The organism is Paenibacillus sp. SRL342 (assembly GCF_984798905.1).
On record NZ_OZ481790.1, the window covers coordinates 5,732,473 to 5,755,224 of the forward strand.

The window sequence follows — 22,752 nt, forward strand, 5'->3', positions numbered from 1 at the left end:
GGGATTGACTTGGATGGTTATGCTTTTTGATACAACGCAATATCGAACACATCATCCGGGCGCAGGATCGTATCCACCAGCTTCCACTTGTTGCTGTCCGTCTCTCTCATGGGATAATTGAACAAGGACTTCAACTGATCACCGTATCTCATGGCTACAACCACCTGCGCATTCGTCAGGGCATGCAGTTGATCAAGCAGCTCATATTTAGGGGCCACCGTAGAGCTGAAAATGATATGGGTTGCTTCCCTGGTATAATCCAGATCCTCCAGCAATGTTGACTCCAAACGAATCTTCAAACCCGTACCCAGTGTATCCACCACTTTTCGCCCGAGTGTAATGGACTCTTCATCAATATCGATCCCGACAACCTGTGCACCTGTTCGCTTGGCAATGAGTAATGGTGTCATGGGGAATGAACCGGAGCCTACCAGCAATACGTTGGAATCGGAGGTGACATGGAAACTACCAAATTCTTTATCGATACACTCTTCTATATTTTTGAAATAATCGGCAATCTGCACATCCCCGTTCTCTAACTTCAATGCACGATATTTCTCCATGATCGCCACACACTGGGCGGATTTATTTCTTAACTGCCATACAAGCGAATCCAGTTCTTCCAACTCCGAATGCTCCAACTGTTCCCAGGCTGCCTTATTGTTCTGATCAGTCACAAAGCGGGAGTAGTCATTGATCACAGCCTCAAGCTCTGCACTATGCTGAATCGTATGATCATACTTGTTCGCAAGCTTATCGAATTTCTCTGCAAATTCACTCAAACATGTCTGAAAATGGACCAATGTGATCATTTCTTTTCCCCCTATACGTTGTCTCGATCATGTATCATGTCCCTCATGCGTTTACAACGCTCCATTCTGCTGGAGCATCTATGAAGGCTTTGCCCTGAGCCACGATGCCAACAGATCCCTCAATCGTAATGCTCCCAAGTTCTGCGCCATCCCACTCGGCCACCACTTTGATTGCACCACCGGGCTGCTTGATGTACTGAGTAATTCCTCTCTGCTGGCTCCATGCGAGATACGCTCCTACGGAGGCCGTACCCGAACCACACCCTCTTTCCCAGATCAGACTGTCCAGCTCCGGAACATAGATGAGTGGGGCCATTTCTTCCAAGTGTGATTGATATAACAAGATACCAATCAGCTTATCCCCCAGGGTTAGTCCCAGTAATCTTGCAAGGGTCTGTGCCCTCTTCTTCATCGTATCGTCGAAGTCATCAACTTCGATCACGATATGGATGAACTCAGCGTACCGGATGATCACCATATCGAGTTCGATGCCTTCGTATCGGATTGTTCGTTGTTCGATCTGCTTCGGAATCGGCATGCTTACCTGGCAGTCGTATTCGTTCTGCTGTTTCTTCACATGGCACATGATCAATTGGTCAGTTCCGGAAACCTCCAACATGATATCCATAGATTCCTGATGTGCCAGTCCTGCTTCAGATGCGAGGTGTGCTGCAAGTGCCATACAGGCATTGCCACAGAACTCTCCTCCGGCCATTTCCAGATGAGAAGCAGCTTCCGGTCTCCTCGTTGGTTCAATGAATCCCACTTGCTCAGCGTAAACGTTGTCATACGACATTAGGCGGGTAGCAATATGACTGTATTGCTCGGCTGCATGATCTGTTTTAACCAGAATCGTCATGTTTTGGGTGGGACTGAACTTGATAAAATCGATCTCCTGTTTCATCGCAGCGACTACTCCTGTTCTCCTTTTTTATCTAATAGTAATTATTACGATTAAACGTCGAGAAAAATATAGCACATCTTTTTGGGAAGCGTCAACAAATATTTCCATTAAAAAAATAAAATTTAACAATACCTTTAGCTGCTCTTCCTGTAAGAAAACTCAAACAGAGCTGACGCTTCTGCGCCAGCCCTAGCCATAATTACACCGTCTGATAAGATTCAACAAATACGAAAAACGGTTGCCGCAGAACGGAACCGTTTCGATCTGGATATGATCCAGGGATAAACTGCGTCCCTCACTCCTGATGTGCTTGCACATTGTGCAATGCCCGTTCAGCCAGTGCTGCCAGAAGATGTGCTCCCAGCGGCAGAGCCCGTTCATCCATATCAAAGCCAGGGTGATGCCACTCATGCGGGCCAGAGGTGCCCAGGAAGAGGAACAGGCCCGGAACTTCTTTTTGATAAAAAGAGAAGTCCTCACCTGCTGGAGAAGGTAGCGGTCTAACACTATTCAATCCAATCTCACTTGCAACTTGCTCCGCCGCAGATGCGAGAGACTCATCGTTGACCACGGCAGGTGGTCCCTGAATCCAGCGAACCGTAGCCCGTGTGCCATAAGCTGCTGCCACACCGGCGACTACCTGATTGAAACGCTCGCGAATCCGTGCACGCACTTTCTCATCAAAGGTACGCACTGTGCCATCGAGTATCGCTTCATCCGGAATGACGTTCCAGGCTGTGCCGCTGTGGAGCTTGGTGACACTGATTACAGCACTCTCCTGTGCTCCCACATTGCGACTCACAATGGCCTGTAATGCCGTAACAATATGTGCGGCAACCACGATTGGATCAATGCCGGCTTCAGGCACGGCTGCATGGGTGCCTACACCTTCCACTTTGACAACAAAACCGTCTGCTGCTGCCATCAATGCGCCTTCCCGAATGCCCACCGTACCTACCTGGAGATCAGGTTTGTTATGTAACCCGAATACCGCCCGAACATCGGATAATGCGCCAGTCTGGATCACTTGCCGAGCACCCGTTGCTTTTTCCTCCGATGGCTGGAATATCAACCGTACTTTTCCCGGTAGAATGGACTCGCGCTGTTTCAGTAATCGTGCAGCACCAATCAGAATTGCCGTGTGCACGTCATGTCCGCAAGCGTGCATCTTTCCATCTACTTGGGAGGCAAATTCCAGCTTTGTCTCTTCCTGAATGGGCAGCGCATCAATGTCCGCTCTTAAGGCAACAACAGGACCGTCCCCTTGACCCACTTCAGCGACAAGCCCTGTCCGCAGCACATATTCGTCTGCAATACGAACGCCTTCCTCTTCCAGCCAACCGCGAATGGCAACTGTCGTCTCCTTTTCCTCGCCGGACAATTCCGGGTTACGATGCAAATGTCGTCGAATGGTGATTAAACGTTCCGCGAATTCTTCCGCCCGTTCACCGTCCAGTTCATGCTCGGGGCCCTGTACTTGTTGCTCAGAATGCTGCTTGGGCTGTTCCAGATCACTTTTCATCACATGGCCTCCCATTCGTATATATTCACTGCTATTTTCACTGCCTACTTCTATCCGATTGCTGCTTCTTCCTTGGATTCCAGTGCAAATTCACTGAGTCCCTGCTCTGCCAAAATTTCACGCAACAATTCGAATGAACGAATTCGCTTGGTAAAGTCCCGTGTAGCTGTAGTCACAATGAACTCTTCCACAGCAAACTCCTGCTGGAACTTCAGCAGCGCCTGACCTACACTTTCCTTCGTACCCCGGGTCACACTTGGCTCCAAAATCTCGATCCGATAGGTTTCGTTTGATTGACGTCCGAATTCTTCCGCCTGTTCCACAGAACCAACCGTCAGCACCTTCCCACTCTCCAGATGGATCTTCACCAGCATATGCTCGCTCGCAAGTCCTTCCGCTTCTTCCTCACTTTCGGCCACAATTAACGATATGGCTAGTGCAGCATAAGGCTCTCGTCCCTGGGAACGATCGAATTGTTCACGATATACACGGATCGCTTCAAGCGCTACCCCTATATTACTGTTAATGAACAGCGAAAAGACATATGGGAGTCCCAGTTCCGCAGCCATGCCCGCACTATCAACACTTGCTCCAAGTACGTACAGCTCCGCTGGAATGTCGGACACAGGCGAAGCGCTGAGACCTGCAAGTGGATGCGACTGATCTTCAAGCGGCTCATTGTGGATGTATCGTTTCACCTGAACGATTTTCTCTTGAAGAGATGCGGCTTCCTGAATACCTTCCTGCAACGCCTGTGTCGAACGTGGTAACCCGCCTGGTGCACGACCCATTCCCAGGTCAACTCTTCCTGGTCCGAGCGCTGCGAGTATATTGAAATTCTCGGCGACTTTGTATGGACTATAATGCTGAAGCATTACTCCGCCGGACCCCAGACGAATCCGCTTCGTATGCGCAAGCAAGTGAGAGATGAGTACCTCCGGGGAGGAACCTGCAACATGCCCTGAATCATGGTGCTCCGATACCCAGAACCGATGGAATCCCAGCTGCTCTGCCCGTTGTGCCAGCTCAATCGTATGTCGAAAAGCATCCACTGCCGTTTCCCCTTCATAGATCGGGGTCTGATCCAAAATGCCAACACGAATACTCATATCCTTCTCCTCCTTGATTGTGCTGAACCACTATTCTTGAATCACTATTAAGTTGAACTGGAGATGTTACACTTTATCACTCCGATTGCAGTACCATCTTCCGATCACTCTTATCCCCAGATTTTCTTTACTCCCTTGGTTCAAGGGAAAAATCTGTTGATAAATGCGCACGCTTCGCTTCTTCAGATTGGTTCTGCACTCTCCGTTTTGGTGTAAAAGTCAGATTCATCGTTAGACGCTCTATAACTTTCGCAGCAGTTCCCCGAAGGGCTCTGCCAATGGCGAATATTCTTCCTTTAACGTGACAACGCTGATCTGCAACGATACACCTGCTACCTCATGTACCTGAATGGGGAACAACTCCTGATTCTGCACTTCCTTCTTCACCGTGAGTCCCGGGAGAAAGGCAATGCCTGCCCCTTGCATAACCAGTTTCTTCGCCGTCTCCGAATTATCGACATGATATGTAATATTCGGCGGTTGTTCCAGCGAGTCGAAAGCCCGGTGAATGCGAAGCCAGTCCAGTGAACCACATTCGAAAAAGACCAGTTGCTCATTCCGGATGGCTTCCATGCTGACATGCCCGCTCTCAATGAATGGATGCCCTTTGTACACATAGAGCTGGATCGGATCTTCATAAAAAGCAACCGTACGGATCGCAGGATGCATGACCTTGCGCACAAAAGCAAGATCGATCTCCTGACCAAGCAGTTTGGCAATCAGCTGATCCGTCGTTGCTGTCGTCAGTTTGATATTAATTTCGGGGTAAGCTTCCTTGATCTTGGGTAGAAAATCGGGAATGACATAATTGGATACTGATACTGTACTACCGAGCCGAAGAGCATCCGGTGTTGTCCGACGCTGCTGAATCTTCTGCTTGCCCTGCTGAATCACTTGCAGCACTTGCTGCGCATACGGCAAGAATTTCCGACCTTCTTCTGTCAGCACGATTTGCTTGCCAAGCCGATCAAACAACTTGCAGCCCAGCTCCCTTTCCAGTGACTGAATGCGAGCTGTGACCGAAGGTTGGGACAAGAAGAGTACTTCGGCAGCCTTATTGAAGCTTCCATAATGATTGATATATACAAATGCTTCAATATTCTCGATATTCATGAGCGCCTCCGTATCCACGTCCGCAGACGTTTGATCTTATATTGATTTATCCAATATATTTACTTGGTTTTACGATATCGTAATCCCATCCTTTTCCAGTGTCAATATCAATTCATCCAGCGACCGATCCAGACGTGTAGTAATATCCGCAGAGAGCACAAATTTCTCATCATCCAGTCGTTCGATTCCCTGATCCACAGCATACACGCCACCCAGAATATGTCTTCCACCAAGGGCTGCCAGTACAGGCTTCAATGCATAATCAATGGCGAGCAGATGAGCAATGGAGCCACCGATGACAAGTGGGAGTATCAACTTACCCCGTAACCCTTCTTGCGGAATCAGATCCAGGAACAGCTTGAGCACTCCCGAGTACGATGCCTTATATACCGGCGTAGCCACAATAACTGCATCCGCGGCTTCCACGACAGCAAGTGCATCACGAATGAATGAGCTGTCAAACCGGGCTTGCACCAGATCCTCAGCGGGTAGATCCACAACATGAATGACTTCAACGGTAATGCCTGCCTCCGTTAATTTTTGGCTGCTGTAATCCGTCAGACCTGTCAAACGCGAACGCTTGGAAGGTGATCCGGCAATAATGACAACATGTGACATGAATTTCTCCTCCTCAAGCGTAAACGGCTGTCGCTGTCCTCTGGTGGCACAGCTACCGTTTCGCAGTGAAATATAAAAATGGATAGGGTGAAACTTATAAATTCTTATATTTTGGAATAGCGGTCAAGCCGCTCCTTTTACTTTGGGGTCCAGCCGATCGCGAATGTCGTCTCCAATCAGATTAACCGCCAGTACAAACAACGTGATCGCCAGCCCCGGGAACGTACAGATCCACCAGGCAACCGTCAGATACCCTCTACCTTGCGAGAGCAATGCGCCCCAATCCGGGATTTCCTTCAACACCCCAAGTCCCAGAAAACTGAGTCCGGAACCCGTAAGAATTGATGTCCCTACGCCAAGCGTAGCCATGACCAGCAGTGGTGACAACGAATGTGGCAGTACATGTTTCCAGAAAATACGCGTATTGGAACCGCCCAGTGAACGTGTCGCTGTAATGAAAGGAAGACCTTTAACTGATATGACCTGCCCACGCATCACCCGTGCGTACCCCGGAATGGAGGAAACCGCAACAGCCAGTGCAATATTCATCAGTCCTGGCCCGAGAGCAGCTGCAACAGACAATGCCAGGAGCACACCAGGTACAGCCATCAGAATATCGACAGCCCGCATCGTGATGGTATCAACAAATCCTCCGGCATATCCGGAGATAATACCCAGAGCACTACCGACAATACCGCCCACAAGAACGGAAGCAAATCCAATGAGCAGCGAATCCCTGCTTCCATGCACAACCACACTGAAGATATCCCTGCCAAAATAGTCCGTCCCGAACAGATGTGCAGCAGAAGGAGCCTGCAGGATAACATCAGTCATCATCTGAGTTGGATCATAGGGCGCAATCCAGCCCGGTACAATCGCACATGCCACGGTAAATACCACCACCAGCAATGCTGCATAAAAGAATAATCGGGATACCGCGAATGAGACGCGATAACGCCAAGGGCGGCGATTCCACAGACGGATACGTCCTACACTGCCCGCCCATGCTTTTTTGTCACCAGCCAAAGGTTTCATGCTCATGAGCAACAACTCCTCCTTTCATAACTCCGCGTCAGGACACATCTGACTGTTCTATCCATGATCATGTGCGGACTGCACGCCGAACCCGGGGATCAATGTACGAATACGAGATATCCACCAGCAGGTTCAAGACCACATAGATAATGGATGTAAAGAAGACAACCCCTTGCACCACTGGCAGATCCTTGGCCATTAGCGCATCCGCAATAATTCGGCCGATTCCTTGTCTGGAGAAGACAGTTTCCACCACAACGGTGCCCGCAAGCAGATCACCGATCAGCATGCCGATTACCGTTACTGCAGGAATAAGCGCATTACGTAGTGCATGACCATACATGATGGCACGTTCCGAAAGTCCTTTGGCCCGTAATGCCACGATAAACGGTTCATTGATCACTTCCAGCATGCTGTTCCGTACCATCCGTACAATAAATCCTGCACCCACAAGACCCAGCGTAGCTGCCGGAAGAACCAGTGAACTGAATCCATCGGAACCCATCGCCGGGAACCAGCCAAGCTGTACTGAAAATAACAGGATGAGCAGTATCCCCGTCCAGAAGGTTGGCATGGAGATGCCAAAAAGTCCAACTAGCCGAGCGACAAAATCAATCACGCCATTGCGATGAATCGCAGACAATACACCAAGTGTAATTCCAATCGTGATGGCAATGATTGAGCTGAGTGCGGTCAAAGCCAGTGTCGCTGGGAAATGTTCCAGTATTTTCGGCAGAACCGGATCCGAATTGATCATTGATTTACCGAAATCCCCACGCAGCATATCACCGAAATAGTTCGCAAACTGGATGTAAAACGGTTGATCCAGTCCTAGCTGGACCCGCAGATTCTCGATCATCTCCGGGGTAGCCGAGGACGGGTCCAGCATGAGCAGAACCGGATCACCCGGCAGAAGATACATGATGCAGTACACCAGCACCGAAGCTCCGAAAATAACCAGAAGCGATGTTGCGAGTCGTGACAGTATCGTTTGAACCATACCGGGATATCTCCTTCCTCAATCTGGATTGGCCGTTCATGTTAGGGCTGAATGCGGACGTCGTTAAAGAGTGGATACCCCAATGAATCAAACTTGATGCCTTCGACCTTTTTCGATGCTGCGACGGTATACGGGAATACATAGATCGGCAAAATTACCGCTTGCTCAATCAGGTATTGCTGGATCTGATTGTAGATCTCGACACGTTTATCGGGATCTGTCTCGACCGCTCCCTGCTCTAACAGTTCATCGATCTTTGGATCAGACAAACCGGACAATGTCGGACGCTCGCCCTCTGCACTCGTATGATAGAAAGCGTACAAGGCATTAGGATCAGAATTGACCTGACTGTTGCCATAGAGATCATAATCCCAGTTCTGATAAATGACTGTTGCGATATCTTTTGTAATCTCGACTTCAACGGCAATGCCAATCTGTTTCAACTGTTGTTGGATAATGGCGGCAATGTCATTGCGTTTCTCCCGATTGGGCGAACCATCAACATACCGCAGGGTCAGCTTCTGCCCGTCTTTGGCACGAATACCATCAGCGCCTTTCACCCAGCCTTGTTCGTCCAGCAGCTGATTGGCTTTGTTAATGTCCGGGTTGATGCTTCCTTCCAGCGATGCATTATAACCCAGGATTCCAGGAGACAGTGCGGACCACGCACGTTCGTAGTTGCCCAGATACAATGTTTTGACAATCGATTCCACATCTACGGCGGATTGTACCGCCTGCCTTACTTTCACATCATCCCAAGGCGCTTTGCGCAGATTGAAAAAGAGTGTGTATGGTAACCCAACTGTGTTGGCCTGCAACAGTTGCTGGTTCGGATCGTTTTTCAATGCAGCAACATTTTGCGGTGGAACCGTCTCGGCAGCGAGTACCTGACTACTCTGTACACTTCCGATCCGCGTTGCTTCTTCCGGTACAATTTTGAATGTGATCGTATCCACATGTGGTGCAGCTTTATTTTCAACCGTCTCAGGCCCCCAGTTGTAATCCTTGTTTTTGGCAACGACGATATCCGCATTTTCATCCCATTTCACAAAGGTATACGGACCTGTGCCCACCGGATTTTTACCCAGCTGGTCGCCATATTTTTGGGCAGCTGTAGGGGATACGATCCCCAGCAGTGCCTGGCTCAAGTTGCCAAGAAAGGCTTGCGATGGTGATTCCAGATTTACCTTGATGGTATATTCATCAATAACTTCGGAGGAGCTATACGGTCTAATCAGGGCAAGGGAATTGGCAGCTTTGGTGGCCGGATCAATCACCCGGTCCAGATTGTATTTCACGGCTTCCGCATTAAACGGTGTACCATCATGGAACTTCACGCCTTCACGCAGCTTGAATGTATAACTCTTGCCGTCCTCGGATACGCTCCATTCCGTGGCAAGCCACGGTTTGATGGAACCATCCGGCAGCTGCACGACCAGATTGTCGTAGATCGTTCGGATGGCGCGTACAGTTACAGCAAGCCCACTGCGATGAGGGTCCAGTGTATCCGGTGAAGTTGCAAGTGCAAAAGTCAGGTTACCTCCTTCGGCTTGCCCGGCCTGCCCCCCGCCTGATGCCTGTGCCGTACTGTTCGTGCTGCCTCCCGCCGATCCGCAACCGGATAATACCATCACCAATACTGCTGCCAATGCCATATATTTCATCCATGAGATAGACCTGTTCATATCGCTTCCCCCTCTGTGTATACAGGTGTCATTTAATTGATGTTTATACCCAATACTCTATATATCCTATGAGTTAAGTCGGTTTTAAAGTAGTACAAAACGTAGTAATTGATTTCATTACCGGTTGGAGAAAACAGCCAGACAACATCAGATGCTCGTTCGCTCCCTATCAGTTATGCCAAATCAGATACAACTTGCTTCTTCGCAGCCGTATAACGGTTAACCGGAATCTGTACCCCAAGGTTACCTCGCAATGTATCGTGTTCATAGTCCGTACGATACAGGCCGCGTTCTTGCAGAATCGGCACAACGAGTTCCACAAAATCAGACAATCCACTCGGCAGTTCCGAAGCAATAATGAAACCATCCGCTGCTTCCGTCTCAAACCATTTCTGAATCTTGTCAGCGACCTGCTCCGGTGTTCCCAGGAATTTGCTGCGCGGTGTTGCTGCCCGCAGAGCCACTTCACGCAAGGTCAATCCCTGCTCTTTGGCATCCTTCTTGATCTTGTCGGTTCCACTGCGGAAACTGTTGCTTCCAATGCCATTCAGCTCCGGGAACGGTTCATCCAGCGGATATTGGGAGAAATGATGGTGTTCGAAGAAACGTCCCAGATAATCCAGCGCTTTATCAATGGTAACCAGGCTCGCGATCTCCTGATATTTCTGTTCAGCTTCCTCTTCCGTCCGTCCAACAATAGGATTGATGCCTGGCAGAATAACAATATCCTGTGCAGAACGTCCATAGGAAGCCGCACGTGTTTTGACATCCTTATAGAATGCCTGTGCATCTTCAATCGTATCGTGTCCGGTAAAGACAGCATCCGCTTCTTGCGCCGCCAGCGTTTTGCCATCTTCCGATGAACCTGCCTGGAAAATCACCGGCTGTCCTTGCCGTGAACGGGCAATGTTGAGCGGCCCCTGTACGGAGAAGAATTCTCCTTCATGATTAAGCGTGTGCAGTTTGGATTGGTCGAAGAATACACCGCTCTCTTTGTCTCTTACAAAGGCATCATCTTCCCAAGAGTCCCACAACCCTTTGGTTACCTGTAAATATTCCGCGGCAATGCGATAACGTTCCGGATGTGAAGGGTGACTGCTCTTGCTATAGTTCTTCGCTGTACCTTCCAGCGGAGAAGTCACGACGTTCCAGCCTGCACGGCCATCACTGATCTGATCGAGGGAACCGAACTGTCTGGCTACGGTGAACGGATCACTATAGGATGTCGAGAGGGTACCCACCAGTCCAATACGTGAAGTAACGGCAGCCAAAGCGGAGAGGATACTGATTGGCTCGAAGCGATTCAGGAAATGCGGAATGGATTTCTCGGTAATATACAGACCGTCTGCGATAAAGACCAGATCAAACTTGCCTTCCTCCGCTTTCAGTGCCTGACGTTTGTAGAATCCAAAGTTAACGCTGGCATCCGACAGAACCTCCGGGTGTCTCCATGTGGTGTTGCTTCCTCCAACCCCATGAATAATGGCTCCAAATTTCAAACTGCGTTTCGCTGTCATATGCACTCCGCCTTCCTTGGATTAGAATCTTCAAAAGAATGATCAAGGGCCAACTGAACTGATTACGTATGCAAAATAACTTAAAAGTTAACTATTCCTATGAGTTTGGTTTGTTTTAATTTCACAAATCTTATCACTGCCCCGTAAAAGGGTCAACAGCGCGACTAATAGATTTTTTCTATATGAACATTGAAGATGTAAATATGACCATTTACATCCCAAGTGAGCCATAGCTTTTGAACGTTCCAGCTGCTGTACAAATGCGATCTTGCATCATGCAGCAGCCGGAACGGCTTGCTCCAAAGGTATATATCAACTCCCGTTAGACTGCTGCCGCTTCGTCCGCTCGTGCCAGAAGTTCAGCCAGCTTCTCCAGATCAGGTTCCAGCAAGGCTTCAAACTTGCCGTCCCCTCCCACTTCAATGACGGGTACATGCCGAATACCATATTTTGCTTCAAGCACATCACGCAGCACGTCATTGCCCTGCACTTCAATGTTCTCAAAAGGCTGGTTTCGCTCTTTCAGAAATGCTTTCACTTCCCCGCAGAAATGACAGCCTGTTTTGCTCCACAGCACGACTTTTTTGGTTGATGATGACATCGACATACCTCCTGATTAGTTTTAAGATCAAGATCTGGGCGATTGAATATGAACGCCCTAGACCTTCAATTCCCATCTGTTAAATAAGAATTATGGCTCTAAATGTACTCCTGTGCCCTACCTGCGTCAATGGATCTGCTAATAGAATAAACCTATAACCAAATAGAAAGATTAAATTATAAATTTGAAAGATGGCTTATTTTACAGGATTGAATCGCTATTGGCCCCTCCTAACCTGGTTAAAAGCTTGTTTTGCTAAATCAGTGTAGAACTCGATCTGATCCGGACTTCGATCTATAGCCCACCTCAGGGTATCAAAAGCTTTCAATAACAACACACGGCTCGCTTGATTCAGTTCGCGCTCTTGCTCTTGTGTGCCTGTCCCATATCCTTCTAAAAACGCTTTCAATTCTTCCTTGTCAGGACCTTCACCCCGTAGCTGGCATTGCATGAGTTGAATGATATCGCCATACGGCACGACGGTGACCTCCGCATTCCCCCAGTCCAGAAGGGTAATCTCACCCGTTGAACTTACGATTGTATTCTTCAAGGAGAGATCGCCATGGCATAAACCAAAGCGGAACTTTTGCAATTTCAATTGTTCGAACCATTGCCTTACGAGCTGTGATTCCTTCATCGTAATGACACCAAGCTCAATCAATGAATCTTGCTCCGTGAGACTATTGATATTGTATTGCACATATCCTTGCCAACTGCCATCTGATCCTGCATGAGGAGGAGAGTAAAATTGGTTTTGTACGGGATCATGCATTTCCCTTCCGAAACCTGCCACCGGGATGGATTGCATACGTTGTGTGTACTCACCGAGTTTCCTCCAAATCACAGACGTGGGCACTGTCGTGTCCAACCCGTTATCCCCTTCCACAACCGTTTGAATCATATAGGCATGTTCAGCGTTGACCCCAACGGACAATGTCTCTGGCCCAGGAATACTGGCACTCGCCGCTTGTTCGATGCACCATTTTTCTTTCACAAAGGTAGAATATGTATCTGGATCGTTCATGCGTACAACCACTTTATGACTTGCCGTCTCCACTAGGCAGACCTGATTAACAAAACCTTTACCGATGATATGATGTGAGCATGTTACTTTTTCCAGCAAAAAATCACTGGCAATCTGTTCGGCTTGTCTGACTACAGAATTCTTCATCCCGCTTCCTCCCTCAATCGCTTTACTTTAAGTGGTCTATATAAGTTGAACTAATCATTTATACGATAACGGAGAGGACAGAAAAAACCTGAAAAAGCGAAGCGTTCGCCTTTATCCCCGGATTTTCCCTTGAGAAAGGGGAATCGAAAAAATCTGGGGATAACAGCGATTGGAAGGTTATTCTGTCATCGTAGTGTCAGTATAAATAATCTTTAGTTCAAATTATATAGTTACCATCTCATATGTAATATTCGGATGCGGAATGAATCAGAGCGATTACACAGGACACCGCTACATTTTCCATTCCGCATCATGCTGCTGATTCGCATAACTAGATTGCCTGACATTACAGATCTGGGTTCAAGAGCTGAGGTGGGGCGATAATGGGCCAGCCTTCTTCCATCGCATTCAGTTGGTCCGCAGACACGCTGACAATATGCCCGGAACGTACACCCCAGCGTTCTGCGGCATAGACCGATACAAATCGTCTCCGCTTGTCTCCGCTGATCTGATATCGAATCTCGGGTGCATCCACTGCGGCAACAATACTTCCTTCTGCCCATCCATTGTGAGAACCATGAACCGCTGTCGTATGCACCTGTTGTGATTCCCTCGGCCATCCTTGCACGTCCCCCGCTGATATCAGTGCTTCTCCGGCAGGAATGGCGAGCAGATCCGGTTTGACAACCTGAACAGGAGATATTCCACGAGGTACAGGGATGTTCAGCTTACGCCGCCGACCGCCAGTTAGAGTATAGACATCTCCTTTGGCATCGGACAGAAACGAACCTTCCGGGTAGAAGACATAACTGTGTCTGAACTGTAATGCTGGATCTTGGCTGCCCTGCGTTGAGATTCGCTGACGCGGATCCATTGGGGTTGTGTCACCATCCTCTTGTTGACCGGATGGGGTACCAGAGGTTAGTTGTCTAGCCAAGCGAGAGGTTTCGGCAACCAGCGCATGAGGATCTCCCCACTTTTGGCTATAAAACTGCTCGTTATCCTTATTCACTACAGCAAAGTCCTGCTCACCCAAGGCTTTCATACTGACACTTCCGAAGTGGTGGATAAAAGCATCCCCGGCTACCGCAAGCTGGTATCCTGCCAGCTTCACCCGGATGATCCAGTCATCATCTTCGAAATTGCCCACCGCGTACCCTTCGTCCAGATAACCTACCCGTTCCAGCAGCTCCCGTGAGAACAGCCAGCAGAATCCGACCAGGCGATCGGTTATTCGATGTTTGTCTGCATCCGGACGATTATGTGTGGTGGCAAAAGACCACATCTCTTCTACCTCACGGTACGGAACCTCAATCTGCTGATCCCCGCCAATATAGTTGGTCACCGGACCCACCACACCAATCTTCGGATCACTGGCAAGACAAGTCATCATGTTATCCAGCCAGCCTGGAGTAACGAGCGTATCGTTGTTCAGCACGATGATATGTCGTCCTCTCGCCATCATCAGCCCATGATTGACACCTCCGGCAAACCCCCGGTTCTGATCCAGGGCAGCCACCCTCACCATGCCGCCTTTGCGGAGCATGGCCTCGGCAGTTCCATCCTTGGAGGCATTATCCACAACAATGATCTCGAAGGGGGCAGGGGTATGCTTTTCGATACTGGACACACATTTCAGCACATAGTCTCGCTGATTGTACGTGGGGATAATGATGCTAACTCCTTCAAAAACAAGCCCAAACGAGCTCTGTCCCTGGCGAACACCTTCGTTGTATCCTCTGGTATACCCCTGTTTGTAGAGTCTGGCGCCTTTGGCTGTGCGCCTGCCTTTGCCTTTACGTCTGGATTTCCGTATTGAGCGACGACCTGCTGCATGCAGGACTGCCATGTCAGGTCGCGAGACATCGTGCTGTGTGGTACATCGGTTTGCTTTTTTTTCGCTGCTTATGCTGCCATTCCGGTTGTTTTCACTGCGGCTCTTGTCACTGTGAGTGCTGATATTTGGAATGATGTTCAGATGACTATGACCCTTTCGACAGACGACGTTTCGAGCATTAACCTTGTTGTAACGACCATGACGTCCTTCCCCGCGCTGTTGATCGGGTGTGCTCATGTTGCTCCCTCCATTTCCACTTGTCCGTGAGGCTAACACGCACATGACCAGCCTCCGGACGGTCCACTAGAGTTGAAGCTCTCCTGTTACCAGTTTGTCAGCCAAATGTCCAAAATCCAGAGCGACCTTGCCGAGTTCACCTGCAATTCGCCAACACAGAATGACCGCCGGAATTCCCGCCGCCACCAAAGCGATATCAAAAGCATGTTCTGCGGTTTGCTGCATCACCCTCGGAATATCCATAACTCCTGCCACAGAACCAATGATGCCTGTGACATGAATCCCTCGGCTATGCAGCAGTGCCGCAAGCTCTGGTGCCTGGCTGCCTATGAGCAGAACCCGCCGTCCTTGCAGCAGGGGCAACACCAGGCCGGACTGATGCAGACTGTAATTGATCGTGGAACTGGTCAATTTCAGCCGGGACCAGTCGATCCCGAAGTGGCGTAATACCGGGAATAACAGCCCCTGGAAGGTCGGCGCCCGCGAGATCGGCACGCCAACCCAGTCGGCGGCCTGTATGGCTTCCGCAAGCATCGCGCGGATGTCGGGGGTTGAGCATGGCACCCCTGCATAGGGCAGAAACGGTGCCAGCTCCTGCACTTCCTGGCCTGGCAGCACCGTATCGGCTGCCAGCGTGAGCAGTTCGCCATCTCCGAGGCGAACGACAGACAAGGGGCGCTGCGCATCCAGCGCCGCCGTGATGTGTCCAGCCATCTCATGAGGGCTGGACAGCCGGGCCAGGCTGGGCGCGTATTGGCGGAATCCCGCCGCGATCAGATCTGCCGCCGCCACGGCAGGCAGAATGTGATCCGGCGGGATGTGCTGCGCCACCAGCGCCTCCCCGCCGGCGAATACGCCGTCGCGGTAGCCCTCGGCGTAGCCGCCGGGCACGGCCTCCGCCTGCACTGCGTGCTCCGCAGGCGGAGGCGGCAAGCCCTTCGCGCTGCCCGCCTTCGCGCCGGCAGCGCCTCCCCGCCCCGCGGGGGCGACACCCTTCGGGTGTGTCGCCTGGCGCGGGGCGGGGCCAGCACCGCTGGCAGGCATCGCCGGTGGCGTGCTGGCTTGCGGTGCTGGCATGGGCGCACGGCGCATCGCCGTGCGCTGCTTGGCGCGGGCAGCGGCACGCCGGCCCCGCGCGGGTGCAGACCTGCGCCAAGCAGTGGCCTGGCGCAGGCCGGCTTTGCCTTTGCCGGTGCGGCTGGCTCTTGCCGCTTTGCTCGCACTCGCAGAGCCAGCTTTGCCTGCTCTGCCAACAACACTGCCTGTGCTGCTCGCTTTCCTTGCAGCAGCCTTATGCGCTGCGCCGGCAGATGTACCCGCTTTGGTCGGGGTACTACGTTTCCCTGACTTCACACCTCTGACTCCAGCAGACCCTGTACCTGCTGCTGCCGGAGTGCCACTGCCCATAAATACGGCCGGGTGGATGCCCCGGGGCTTACCCGACACGGAGGCCCTAGCGGCCCCGGTGCGTGTCACTACTCTCACGCCATTCCCTCCTTTGGCATGCACGAGGATTGTCGCTGCGCAAAGCGCCGGAGCATCCTTCCAGCTCCGGCGCAGAGTGTTCTGCTCCCATGGGGCACCGCACAGCGGCAGCATCAGTCGCATATATTTTAGGGCAATTGTCCTTTCATGCGGACAGCTGCTTCCTGGAGCGAATCAAATGTACCTGCATCACTCCAGTATTTCTGCAAAATGTCGTATTCCAATCCGCCAGCAGACGCGTAGTGATTATTCACATCCGTAATTTCAAGTTCTCCGCGCGCAGACGGAGCAATGTTGCGAATCAGGTTAAATACATGATCGTCATACATGTATATGCCCGTCACACAATAAGAGGTTTTCGGCTGGCTTGGCTTCTCCTCGATGTACGAGATTCGCTCTGGATGCTTTGGATCAAAAACAGGCACCCCGTAACGTCGTGCATCATCCACCTCTTTGAGCAGAACTCGCGCTGTACCAGCAGGTTGCTGCATGTAACGGTCCACATAAGGCTTCAGATCATCGCTGAAGAGATTATCACCGAGAAGCACAACGAATTTTTCTCCAGGAAGGATAAAAGTGGTCGCCAGATCCAACGCTTCCGCAATCCCGCCTGCCTTTTCCTGAATGCGATAAGTCAACTTCACCCCATGATCTGCTCCGCCACCAAGATACTCTGTATATAACCCGGCGGAATGTTTGTTGATCACAATCAATAGTTCATCAATGCCTGCCTGGCGGAGCCTGTCGATGCCATACATAATCATCGGATGTTTACCGACTGGAAGCAGATGTTTGTTAATGAGCCGGGTCAGCGGATACAGTCTAGTTCCTGTTCCGCCGGCAAGAATTACACCTTTCATTCCACGTTCCCTCCTTCATCGGATATGTCCATATATTCAAGCGGATCGACATGCCATTTGTTCATAAAAATCGAACGATTACGCTCAAGCAGCTGTTTCCACGCTACCGGATCTGTCTTCTGGAAGCTGGCACTTCCCTGATGATGCACGAGAACATCTCCACATACCAGCAGGCGATATCCCTGCAATCTTGCTCTATAACAATAATCGTCATCCTCATAGTGTCCCGGGGAGTACGCCTCGTCAAGCAGTCCAACCGATTCGACGACATCTCGTTTCATCAGCATGCACAGACCAACGATCCGGCGTACTTCCCTCCACCTTGAAGAATCCGCAACATTATTGGAATGGGCTAACTCCTGAAAATGTTCCATGTCCCGAAACGCCAGTTCAATCTGCTGGATTCCGCTTGCATAATTCGTAACAGGACCCGTGATCCCAATACTTGCGTCACTGTACAGCGCCGTTCGCAGGTTCTCCAGCCAACGGGGCGTGACCGTGACATCATTGTTCAACAGCAACAGCTCATCCCCGCAAGCTGCACGAAGTCCAGCATTACACGCTGCCGGAAACCCCCGATTGTCCGGGAACCTTACAAATCGAATTCGCTCCAGCGCACAATATTCAGCCGTTCCATCCGTCGAACCGTTATCTACCACGATAATTTCATATGACGCAGGATCACCCGAGTATTGACGTATGGCATTGATGCAGGGTCTGATCAGATCCAGACCATTGTACGTTGGGATAATCATACTCGTCAGTGTCATTAGGCGTTCCTCCTGTAAGCCACTTCTACACGGGAGAGTGTATGTGCCTGGGCTGGATTCCAACCTGTACCCAGCAATGTAGCCAGTGCCTCCAGATGATCTCCGATGATCAATTTGGCGACGTCATTCCCACTTCCCGTGTTACCAGGACGCAACCGATTGGAACGAATAACATCCACCTGACTTGGTGCCGAGACGTTCATTCCATGCTGAATAGCTAGACTTTGTGCCTTAGGTGGAACGGCCAGTGATGCTGGTTTCACGGTCTGAATCATACGACGAGACAATGCATGGGGCACGGCTGTCATGGAATTGGAACCCAGATCTGCCCTGCCTAATGTTCGGTTCAGATATGCTTTGATCCGGCTTACCTCATCCTGCCCTGCAAACGCAGGAAGCAAAGACGTCAGATTATTCAACGCCACATCCTGTCCCCGATCAACTGCGAACAGAAAGGGTGCAAGCTGTTCAGCCGAGACGACCATATCTCCATCCACAAAAAGTACCGTCTCCGCATCCGTCATCTTGGCTCCAAGTGCCCTGCCGACATCATGTCCTGCCCGATCAGGTTCATAGATTACTGTAAGTCCCGACTGCCTTAGTACCTGCTTCAAACTGTCATCTGTCGTTCCATTCAGTACCACAATAATATCCGTCAGAGGCAACCGCTTGAGTTGCAATAACACCTGCCCCAGTGTGTGTTCTTCATTACAGGCACAGACAATGGCAGCAGCCGAATGACGAAGAGGTAGCGGCACGATCTGGAATGAATGTCCCGAGGCCTGAGCATAACCCTGCATAAATGCCTTACCTGCCTTCAGAGCTAGCTCGAAATTGCTTAGCTCCGCAACGTTCGCCGCGTGTGCATTCCATTCGAGACGTGCGTGTTTTTCTGATACTGTGTTGTTCGCCTTTGCCTCGCTTCCTGCAACTTGCCCCGCTTTCCACATCAAGTGCAGATCTACTTGGCCCGACTTTGCTCGGCTTCTTCTTTTTTTTTGAATATCTACATGCTTCTTGTTCCTAAGACGCTTGTTCATTACTGTTTTTTCTGCTGTCGTTTGTCTATTTGTTGTCCGCCTGCGGCGGACAACCCCTGAACGTCCCTTCATTTCCTCACCTCCAGCATGCTGCATCATCCGATGCGACATGCTTACCTCGCCAGGTTGCGAACACGTTTCAGATCGGTATAACCTCCGCGGGGACCGAGTGTATCCGTAATCCACTTGATCGCTGCCATATGATCATTCAGTACCACTTGACTTAGCGGATCAGGTCCGCTTCGCTTCTTGTTTCGAACTGCATTCATTCTACCCACAGGTACGTGATGAACAGCGCGTACCCGAAGACCACCGATCACGGCCTTGGCTTGTGCGAGTGGCGGAACTTCCAGTGAGGATATGCCCATGACCTCAAGTCCTTTTCGGCTTATTGCATGTGGAATAGCTGTCATGGATGCCCCCCGGAGATCGGATCTTGCGAGTATGCTGTTCAACATGTGTTTGGCCTCCACTACCGGATGAACGGGATGATGAGTGACCGGCCCATGGTAGTCGTTAAGCGCCACATCCGTTCCCTTCAGCACAGCCTTCACGTAAGGCGCAAGGTGCTCTGCGGGAATTGCGATATCTGCATCAGTAAATAGCAACACCTGACCATAGGCCGCTGCCGCGCCTACTTTTCGTCCTCCATCATGCCCCAGCGCTTCTGCATACGTGAGCACTCGTGCTCCAGCCCGTTTGGCTGCGTTAGCCGTACCGTCTGTTGAACCATTCACAACGACAAGCACTTCAGCATCACGGCATATCCGCCGCGCTTCACGGACAACTGCACCAATCCTTTTCTCCTCATTCATGGCAGGAATAATGACCGAGAGCATCGGTCGCCGAGAAACATCCCTGTGTGAAGGAGCATCACTCATGCCATTTTCCGCTCCATTCTCTACTCCATCCTCAGCCTGTGACATCAGCTGTTTGGATGGAATAACGAACGTATAGGCCTTTGTACCCTTTTTGTGTCCAGACTTCCATTTTCGTTTCTTCAGTACTGTTTTTCTTCGTGTCACATTGGATCGACTTGCATAACGTGCTGTGGCACGGGTTTTACGCAACAGTTTCACCTCCCGCATTCGATCATCGGCATGCCAAGGGAGTACACGTTATTCTATGTATTCGTGGAGCAGTGGAAACGGCGTTTGTCCTTGCACTAAGCAGGTTCTCCCTGTGAACACGAGGGTACAGGCCTTGCTTTTAGACAAAATACGTCAAAATATGTGGAAAACGCTACCTCTCCCCTACTTCAGACACAATTTTAACAAAAATCTAAAATTGTATCTTTTCCAAAGTTTTACATTGTGATAATATACGTTCCAAGCAGTTTTATTTACAAAAATAACCTTATGGTGAACATAAGTTCCCCTATATTTTTTAAATCAATTTATTGACCTTAGGTTGATTAGATGATGACCTCATTCACAGAACCTGTTAAGCAGATACATTTTACTCTTGAGAGGAGTGATGCCGTTCAGAACACACTGCATTTGTCATTTACGCAAACCCGGATTGAACACCCCAGTTTTCCGTGAACGTATCTTCTACCTGCGCAATTGGACAACCCCCGGCTTTGCTGAAAGAGGAACACAATAGACGATTAAACCTTCGGGTTGAACTGAATAAACGGTTATCCTTTTTGTTTGGTGTCGTGCCTAACACTTCCCGAGCTAAGGCCAAGCCGATTTTGTTCCAATCGTTTCTTGTCTCATTCCACGCTTCAGGTCTAGCCCCACGCTCCGCGCTGCCCAAGTTGCAGACGGAATTCCAACCGAGACTGGCATGAACATTTTCCAACCAAAAAATAAGTATAAGAATGGGAGAGTTTACTATGAAATTCGCCAAAGTTATGCCAACAATTCTTGGAGGAGCTCTTTTGCTCGCTTCCGTATCCTCTGCTACTGCAGCTCCAGTGTCTGATCAATCCATTCCACTTCAGGCCCCTTATGCCTCTGAGGAGGGTATTCCATTGAACAGTGGAACAGATGATACCATCTTTAATTATCTTGGACAGCAGGAACAATTCCTGAATTCCGATGTGAAATCCCAGCTCAAAATTGTCAAAAGAAACACAGACACATCTGGCGTAAGACACTTCCGCCTGAAACAGTATATTAAAGGTATCCCGGTTTATGGTGCCGAACAGACGGTCCACCTGGACAAAACCGGAGCCGTTAGCTCCGCACTTGGCGATCTTCCACCGATTGAAGAGCAGGCCATTCCGAATGATGGTGTAGCCGAGATCAGCGGAGAAGACGCGATCCGTATTGCAACCGAAGAAGCAACCTCCCGGATCGGAGAGCTTGGTGCAGCGGAAATCACACCTCAAGCTGAATTGAACATCTACCATCATGAAGAAGATGGTCAGACGTATCTGGTTTACATTACCGAAGTAAACGTACTGGAACCTGCCCCTCTACGGACCAAATATTTCATTAACGCAGTGGATGGCAGTATCGTATCCCAGTTTGACCTCATTAACTTTGCCACCGGAACAGGTACAGGTGTACTTGGAGATACCAAAACCCTGACAACCACCCAATCCGGCAGCACCTTCCAACTGAAAGACACCACTCGCGGCAATGGCATCCAAACGTACACGGCGAACAATGGCTCCTCACTGCCTGGTAGCTTGCTCACGGATTCGGATAATGTATGGACCGATCGTGCAGGTGTAGATGCTCATGCTCATGCGGCTGCTACGTATGATTTCTACAAAAACAAATTCAACCGTAACGGTATTAATGGTAACGGATTGCTGATCAGATCAACCGTGCACTACGGCTCCAATTACAATAACGCCTTCTGGAACGGGGCACAGATTGTCTTTGGTGACGGAGATGGAACGACGTTCCGATCCCTGTCTGGTGACCTTGATGTTGTGGGTCATGAATTGACGCATGGTGTCATTGAATATACAGCCAATCTGGAATATCGCAATGAACCAGGTGCACTCAATGAAGCTTTTGCCGATATTTTCGGTAATACGATCCAAAGCAAAAACTGGCTGCTCGGTGATGATATCTACACACCTAACACTCCAGGAGATGCGCTGCGCTCCCTCTCCAACCCTACATTGTATGGTCAACCTGACAAATACAGCGATCGCTACACAGGCTCACAGGACAACGGCGGTGTCCATATCAACAGTGGTATCATCAATAAAGCCTATTTCCTTGCTGCTCAAGGCGGAACACATAATGGTGTGACTGTTACCGGAATCGGTCGGGATAAAGCGATCCAGATTTTCTACAGCACACTGGTGAACTACCTGACACCAACGTCCAAATTTGCCGCTGCCAAAACAGCTACCATTCAAGCAGCCAAAGATCTGTACGGAGCAACTTCCGCTGAAGCTACTGCCATTACCAAAGCGTATCAAGCTGTAGGCCTGTAAAATCTTATTTTATTGTGGTTGAACTTATAA

General features: G+C 50.0%; 20 protein-coding genes. 1 reads left to right on the forward strand and 19 read right to left on the reverse strand.

Features of this window, described 5'->3' with window-relative positions:
- Window positions 1–17 precede the first annotated feature (17 nt).
- From AC4E8D_RS25300 to AC4E8D_RS25390, 19 genes are all read right to left on the reverse strand, one after another.
- Window positions 18–812 (reverse strand): SAM-dependent methyltransferase, encoded by a 795-nt coding sequence (locus AC4E8D_RS25300; protein WP_221820963.1) that lies wholly within the window; start codon window positions 810–812, stop codon window positions 18–20.
- Window positions 813–855: 43 nt separating this feature from the next.
- The gene (locus AC4E8D_RS25305; protein WP_339179045.1) at window positions 856–1,716 is read right to left on the reverse strand and encodes a histidine racemase CntK family protein; all 861 of its coding nucleotides are present in this window, start codon (window positions 1,714–1,716) and stop codon (window positions 856–858) included.
- A 295-nt stretch (window positions 1,717–2,011) separates the two neighbouring features.
- Entirely contained in the window at window positions 2,012–3,238 is a 1,227-nt protein-coding gene (locus AC4E8D_RS25310) for an amidohydrolase (RefSeq protein ID WP_405130779.1), read from the reverse strand.
- Window positions 3,239–3,288: 50 nt separating this feature from the next.
- Window positions 3,289–4,347, reverse strand: a complete 1,059-nt coding sequence (locus tag AC4E8D_RS25315) for an LLM class flavin-dependent oxidoreductase (protein WP_449004607.1) — start codon at window positions 4,345–4,347, stop codon at window positions 3,289–3,291.
- A 240-nt stretch (window positions 4,348–4,587) separates the two neighbouring features.
- On the reverse strand, window positions 4,588–5,460 hold the full coding sequence (locus tag AC4E8D_RS25320) for a LysR family transcriptional regulator (protein WP_449004606.1): 873 nt from the start codon (window positions 5,458–5,460) through the stop codon (window positions 4,588–4,590).
- Window positions 5,461–5,529: 69 nt separating this feature from the next.
- Window positions 5,530–6,078, reverse strand: coding sequence for an NADPH-dependent FMN reductase (gene ssuE / locus AC4E8D_RS25325; RefSeq protein ID WP_221820966.1), 549 nt, complete (start codon window positions 6,076–6,078; stop codon window positions 5,530–5,532).
- Between the two features lie 123 nt (window positions 6,079–6,201).
- Window positions 6,202–7,119 (reverse strand): ABC transporter permease, encoded by a 918-nt coding sequence (locus tag AC4E8D_RS25330; RefSeq protein WP_221820967.1) that lies wholly within the window; start codon window positions 7,117–7,119, stop codon window positions 6,202–6,204.
- 61 nt (window positions 7,120–7,180) lie between these two features.
- A complete protein-coding gene (locus AC4E8D_RS25335) occupies window positions 7,181–8,113 on the reverse strand; it encodes an ABC transporter permease (RefSeq protein ID WP_036605816.1) in 933 nt (310 codons plus the stop codon).
- A gap of 41 nt (window positions 8,114–8,154) precedes the next feature.
- Window positions 8,155–9,798, reverse strand: a complete 1,644-nt coding sequence (locus AC4E8D_RS25340) for an ABC transporter substrate-binding protein (RefSeq protein WP_221820969.1) — start codon at window positions 9,796–9,798, stop codon at window positions 8,155–8,157.
- A gap of 173 nt (window positions 9,799–9,971) precedes the next feature.
- The gene (locus AC4E8D_RS25345) at window positions 9,972–11,315 is read right to left on the reverse strand and encodes an LLM class flavin-dependent oxidoreductase (protein ID WP_490205366.1); all 1,344 of its coding nucleotides are present in this window, start codon (window positions 11,313–11,315) and stop codon (window positions 9,972–9,974) included.
- Between the two features lie 322 nt (window positions 11,316–11,637).
- A complete protein-coding gene (locus AC4E8D_RS25350) occupies window positions 11,638–11,916 on the reverse strand; it encodes a glutaredoxin family protein (RefSeq protein WP_221820974.1) in 279 nt (92 codons plus the stop codon).
- 217 nt (window positions 11,917–12,133) lie between these two features.
- On the reverse strand, window positions 12,134–13,087 hold the full coding sequence (locus AC4E8D_RS25355) for an aminoglycoside phosphotransferase family protein (RefSeq protein ID WP_221820975.1): 954 nt from the start codon (window positions 13,085–13,087) through the stop codon (window positions 12,134–12,136).
- Window positions 13,088–13,433: 346 nt separating this feature from the next.
- Window positions 13,434–15,161: a glycosyltransferase family 2 protein gene (locus AC4E8D_RS25360; protein ID WP_221820977.1), complete on the reverse strand. Its 1,728-nt coding sequence runs from the start codon at window positions 15,159–15,161 to the stop codon at window positions 13,434–13,436.
- Window positions 15,162–15,227: 66 nt separating this feature from the next.
- Window positions 15,228–16,067, reverse strand: a complete 840-nt coding sequence (locus tag AC4E8D_RS25365) for a GT-D fold domain-containing protein (RefSeq protein WP_313771447.1) — start codon at window positions 16,065–16,067, stop codon at window positions 15,228–15,230.
- 707 nt (window positions 16,068–16,774) lie between these two features.
- Window positions 16,775–17,506 (reverse strand): sugar phosphate nucleotidyltransferase, encoded by a 732-nt coding sequence (locus AC4E8D_RS25370; RefSeq protein ID WP_036673416.1) that lies wholly within the window; start codon window positions 17,504–17,506, stop codon window positions 16,775–16,777.
- The gene (locus tag AC4E8D_RS25375; protein WP_449004096.1) at window positions 17,503–18,276 is read right to left on the reverse strand and encodes a glycosyltransferase family 2 protein; all 774 of its coding nucleotides are present in this window, start codon (window positions 18,274–18,276) and stop codon (window positions 17,503–17,505) included. Before AC4E8D_RS25375 ends, AC4E8D_RS25370 begins: the two co-directional genes overlap by 4 nt.
- Complete coding sequence (locus AC4E8D_RS25380) at window positions 18,276–19,388, reverse strand: glycosyltransferase family A protein (protein WP_490205367.1); 1,113 nt, start codon at window positions 19,386–19,388, stop codon at window positions 18,276–18,278. Before AC4E8D_RS25380 ends, AC4E8D_RS25375 begins: the two co-directional genes overlap by 1 nt.
- 41 nt (window positions 19,389–19,429) lie before the next feature.
- Entirely contained in the window at window positions 19,430–20,386 is a 957-nt protein-coding gene (locus AC4E8D_RS25385; RefSeq protein WP_221820984.1) for a glycosyltransferase family 2 protein, read from the reverse strand.
- Between the two features lie 436 nt (window positions 20,387–20,822).
- On the reverse strand, window positions 20,823–21,122 hold the full coding sequence (locus AC4E8D_RS25390; RefSeq protein WP_339305530.1) for a hypothetical protein: 300 nt from the start codon (window positions 21,120–21,122) through the stop codon (window positions 20,823–20,825).
- 34 nt (window positions 21,123–21,156) lie between these two features.
- On the opposite strand from AC4E8D_RS25390, the gene AC4E8D_RS25395 reads away from it, so the two are divergent.
- Window positions 21,157–22,722 (forward strand): M4 family metallopeptidase, encoded by a 1,566-nt coding sequence (locus AC4E8D_RS25395; protein WP_221820987.1) that lies wholly within the window; start codon window positions 21,157–21,159, stop codon window positions 22,720–22,722.
- The last annotated feature ends 30 nt before the right edge of the window (window positions 22,723–22,752 follow it).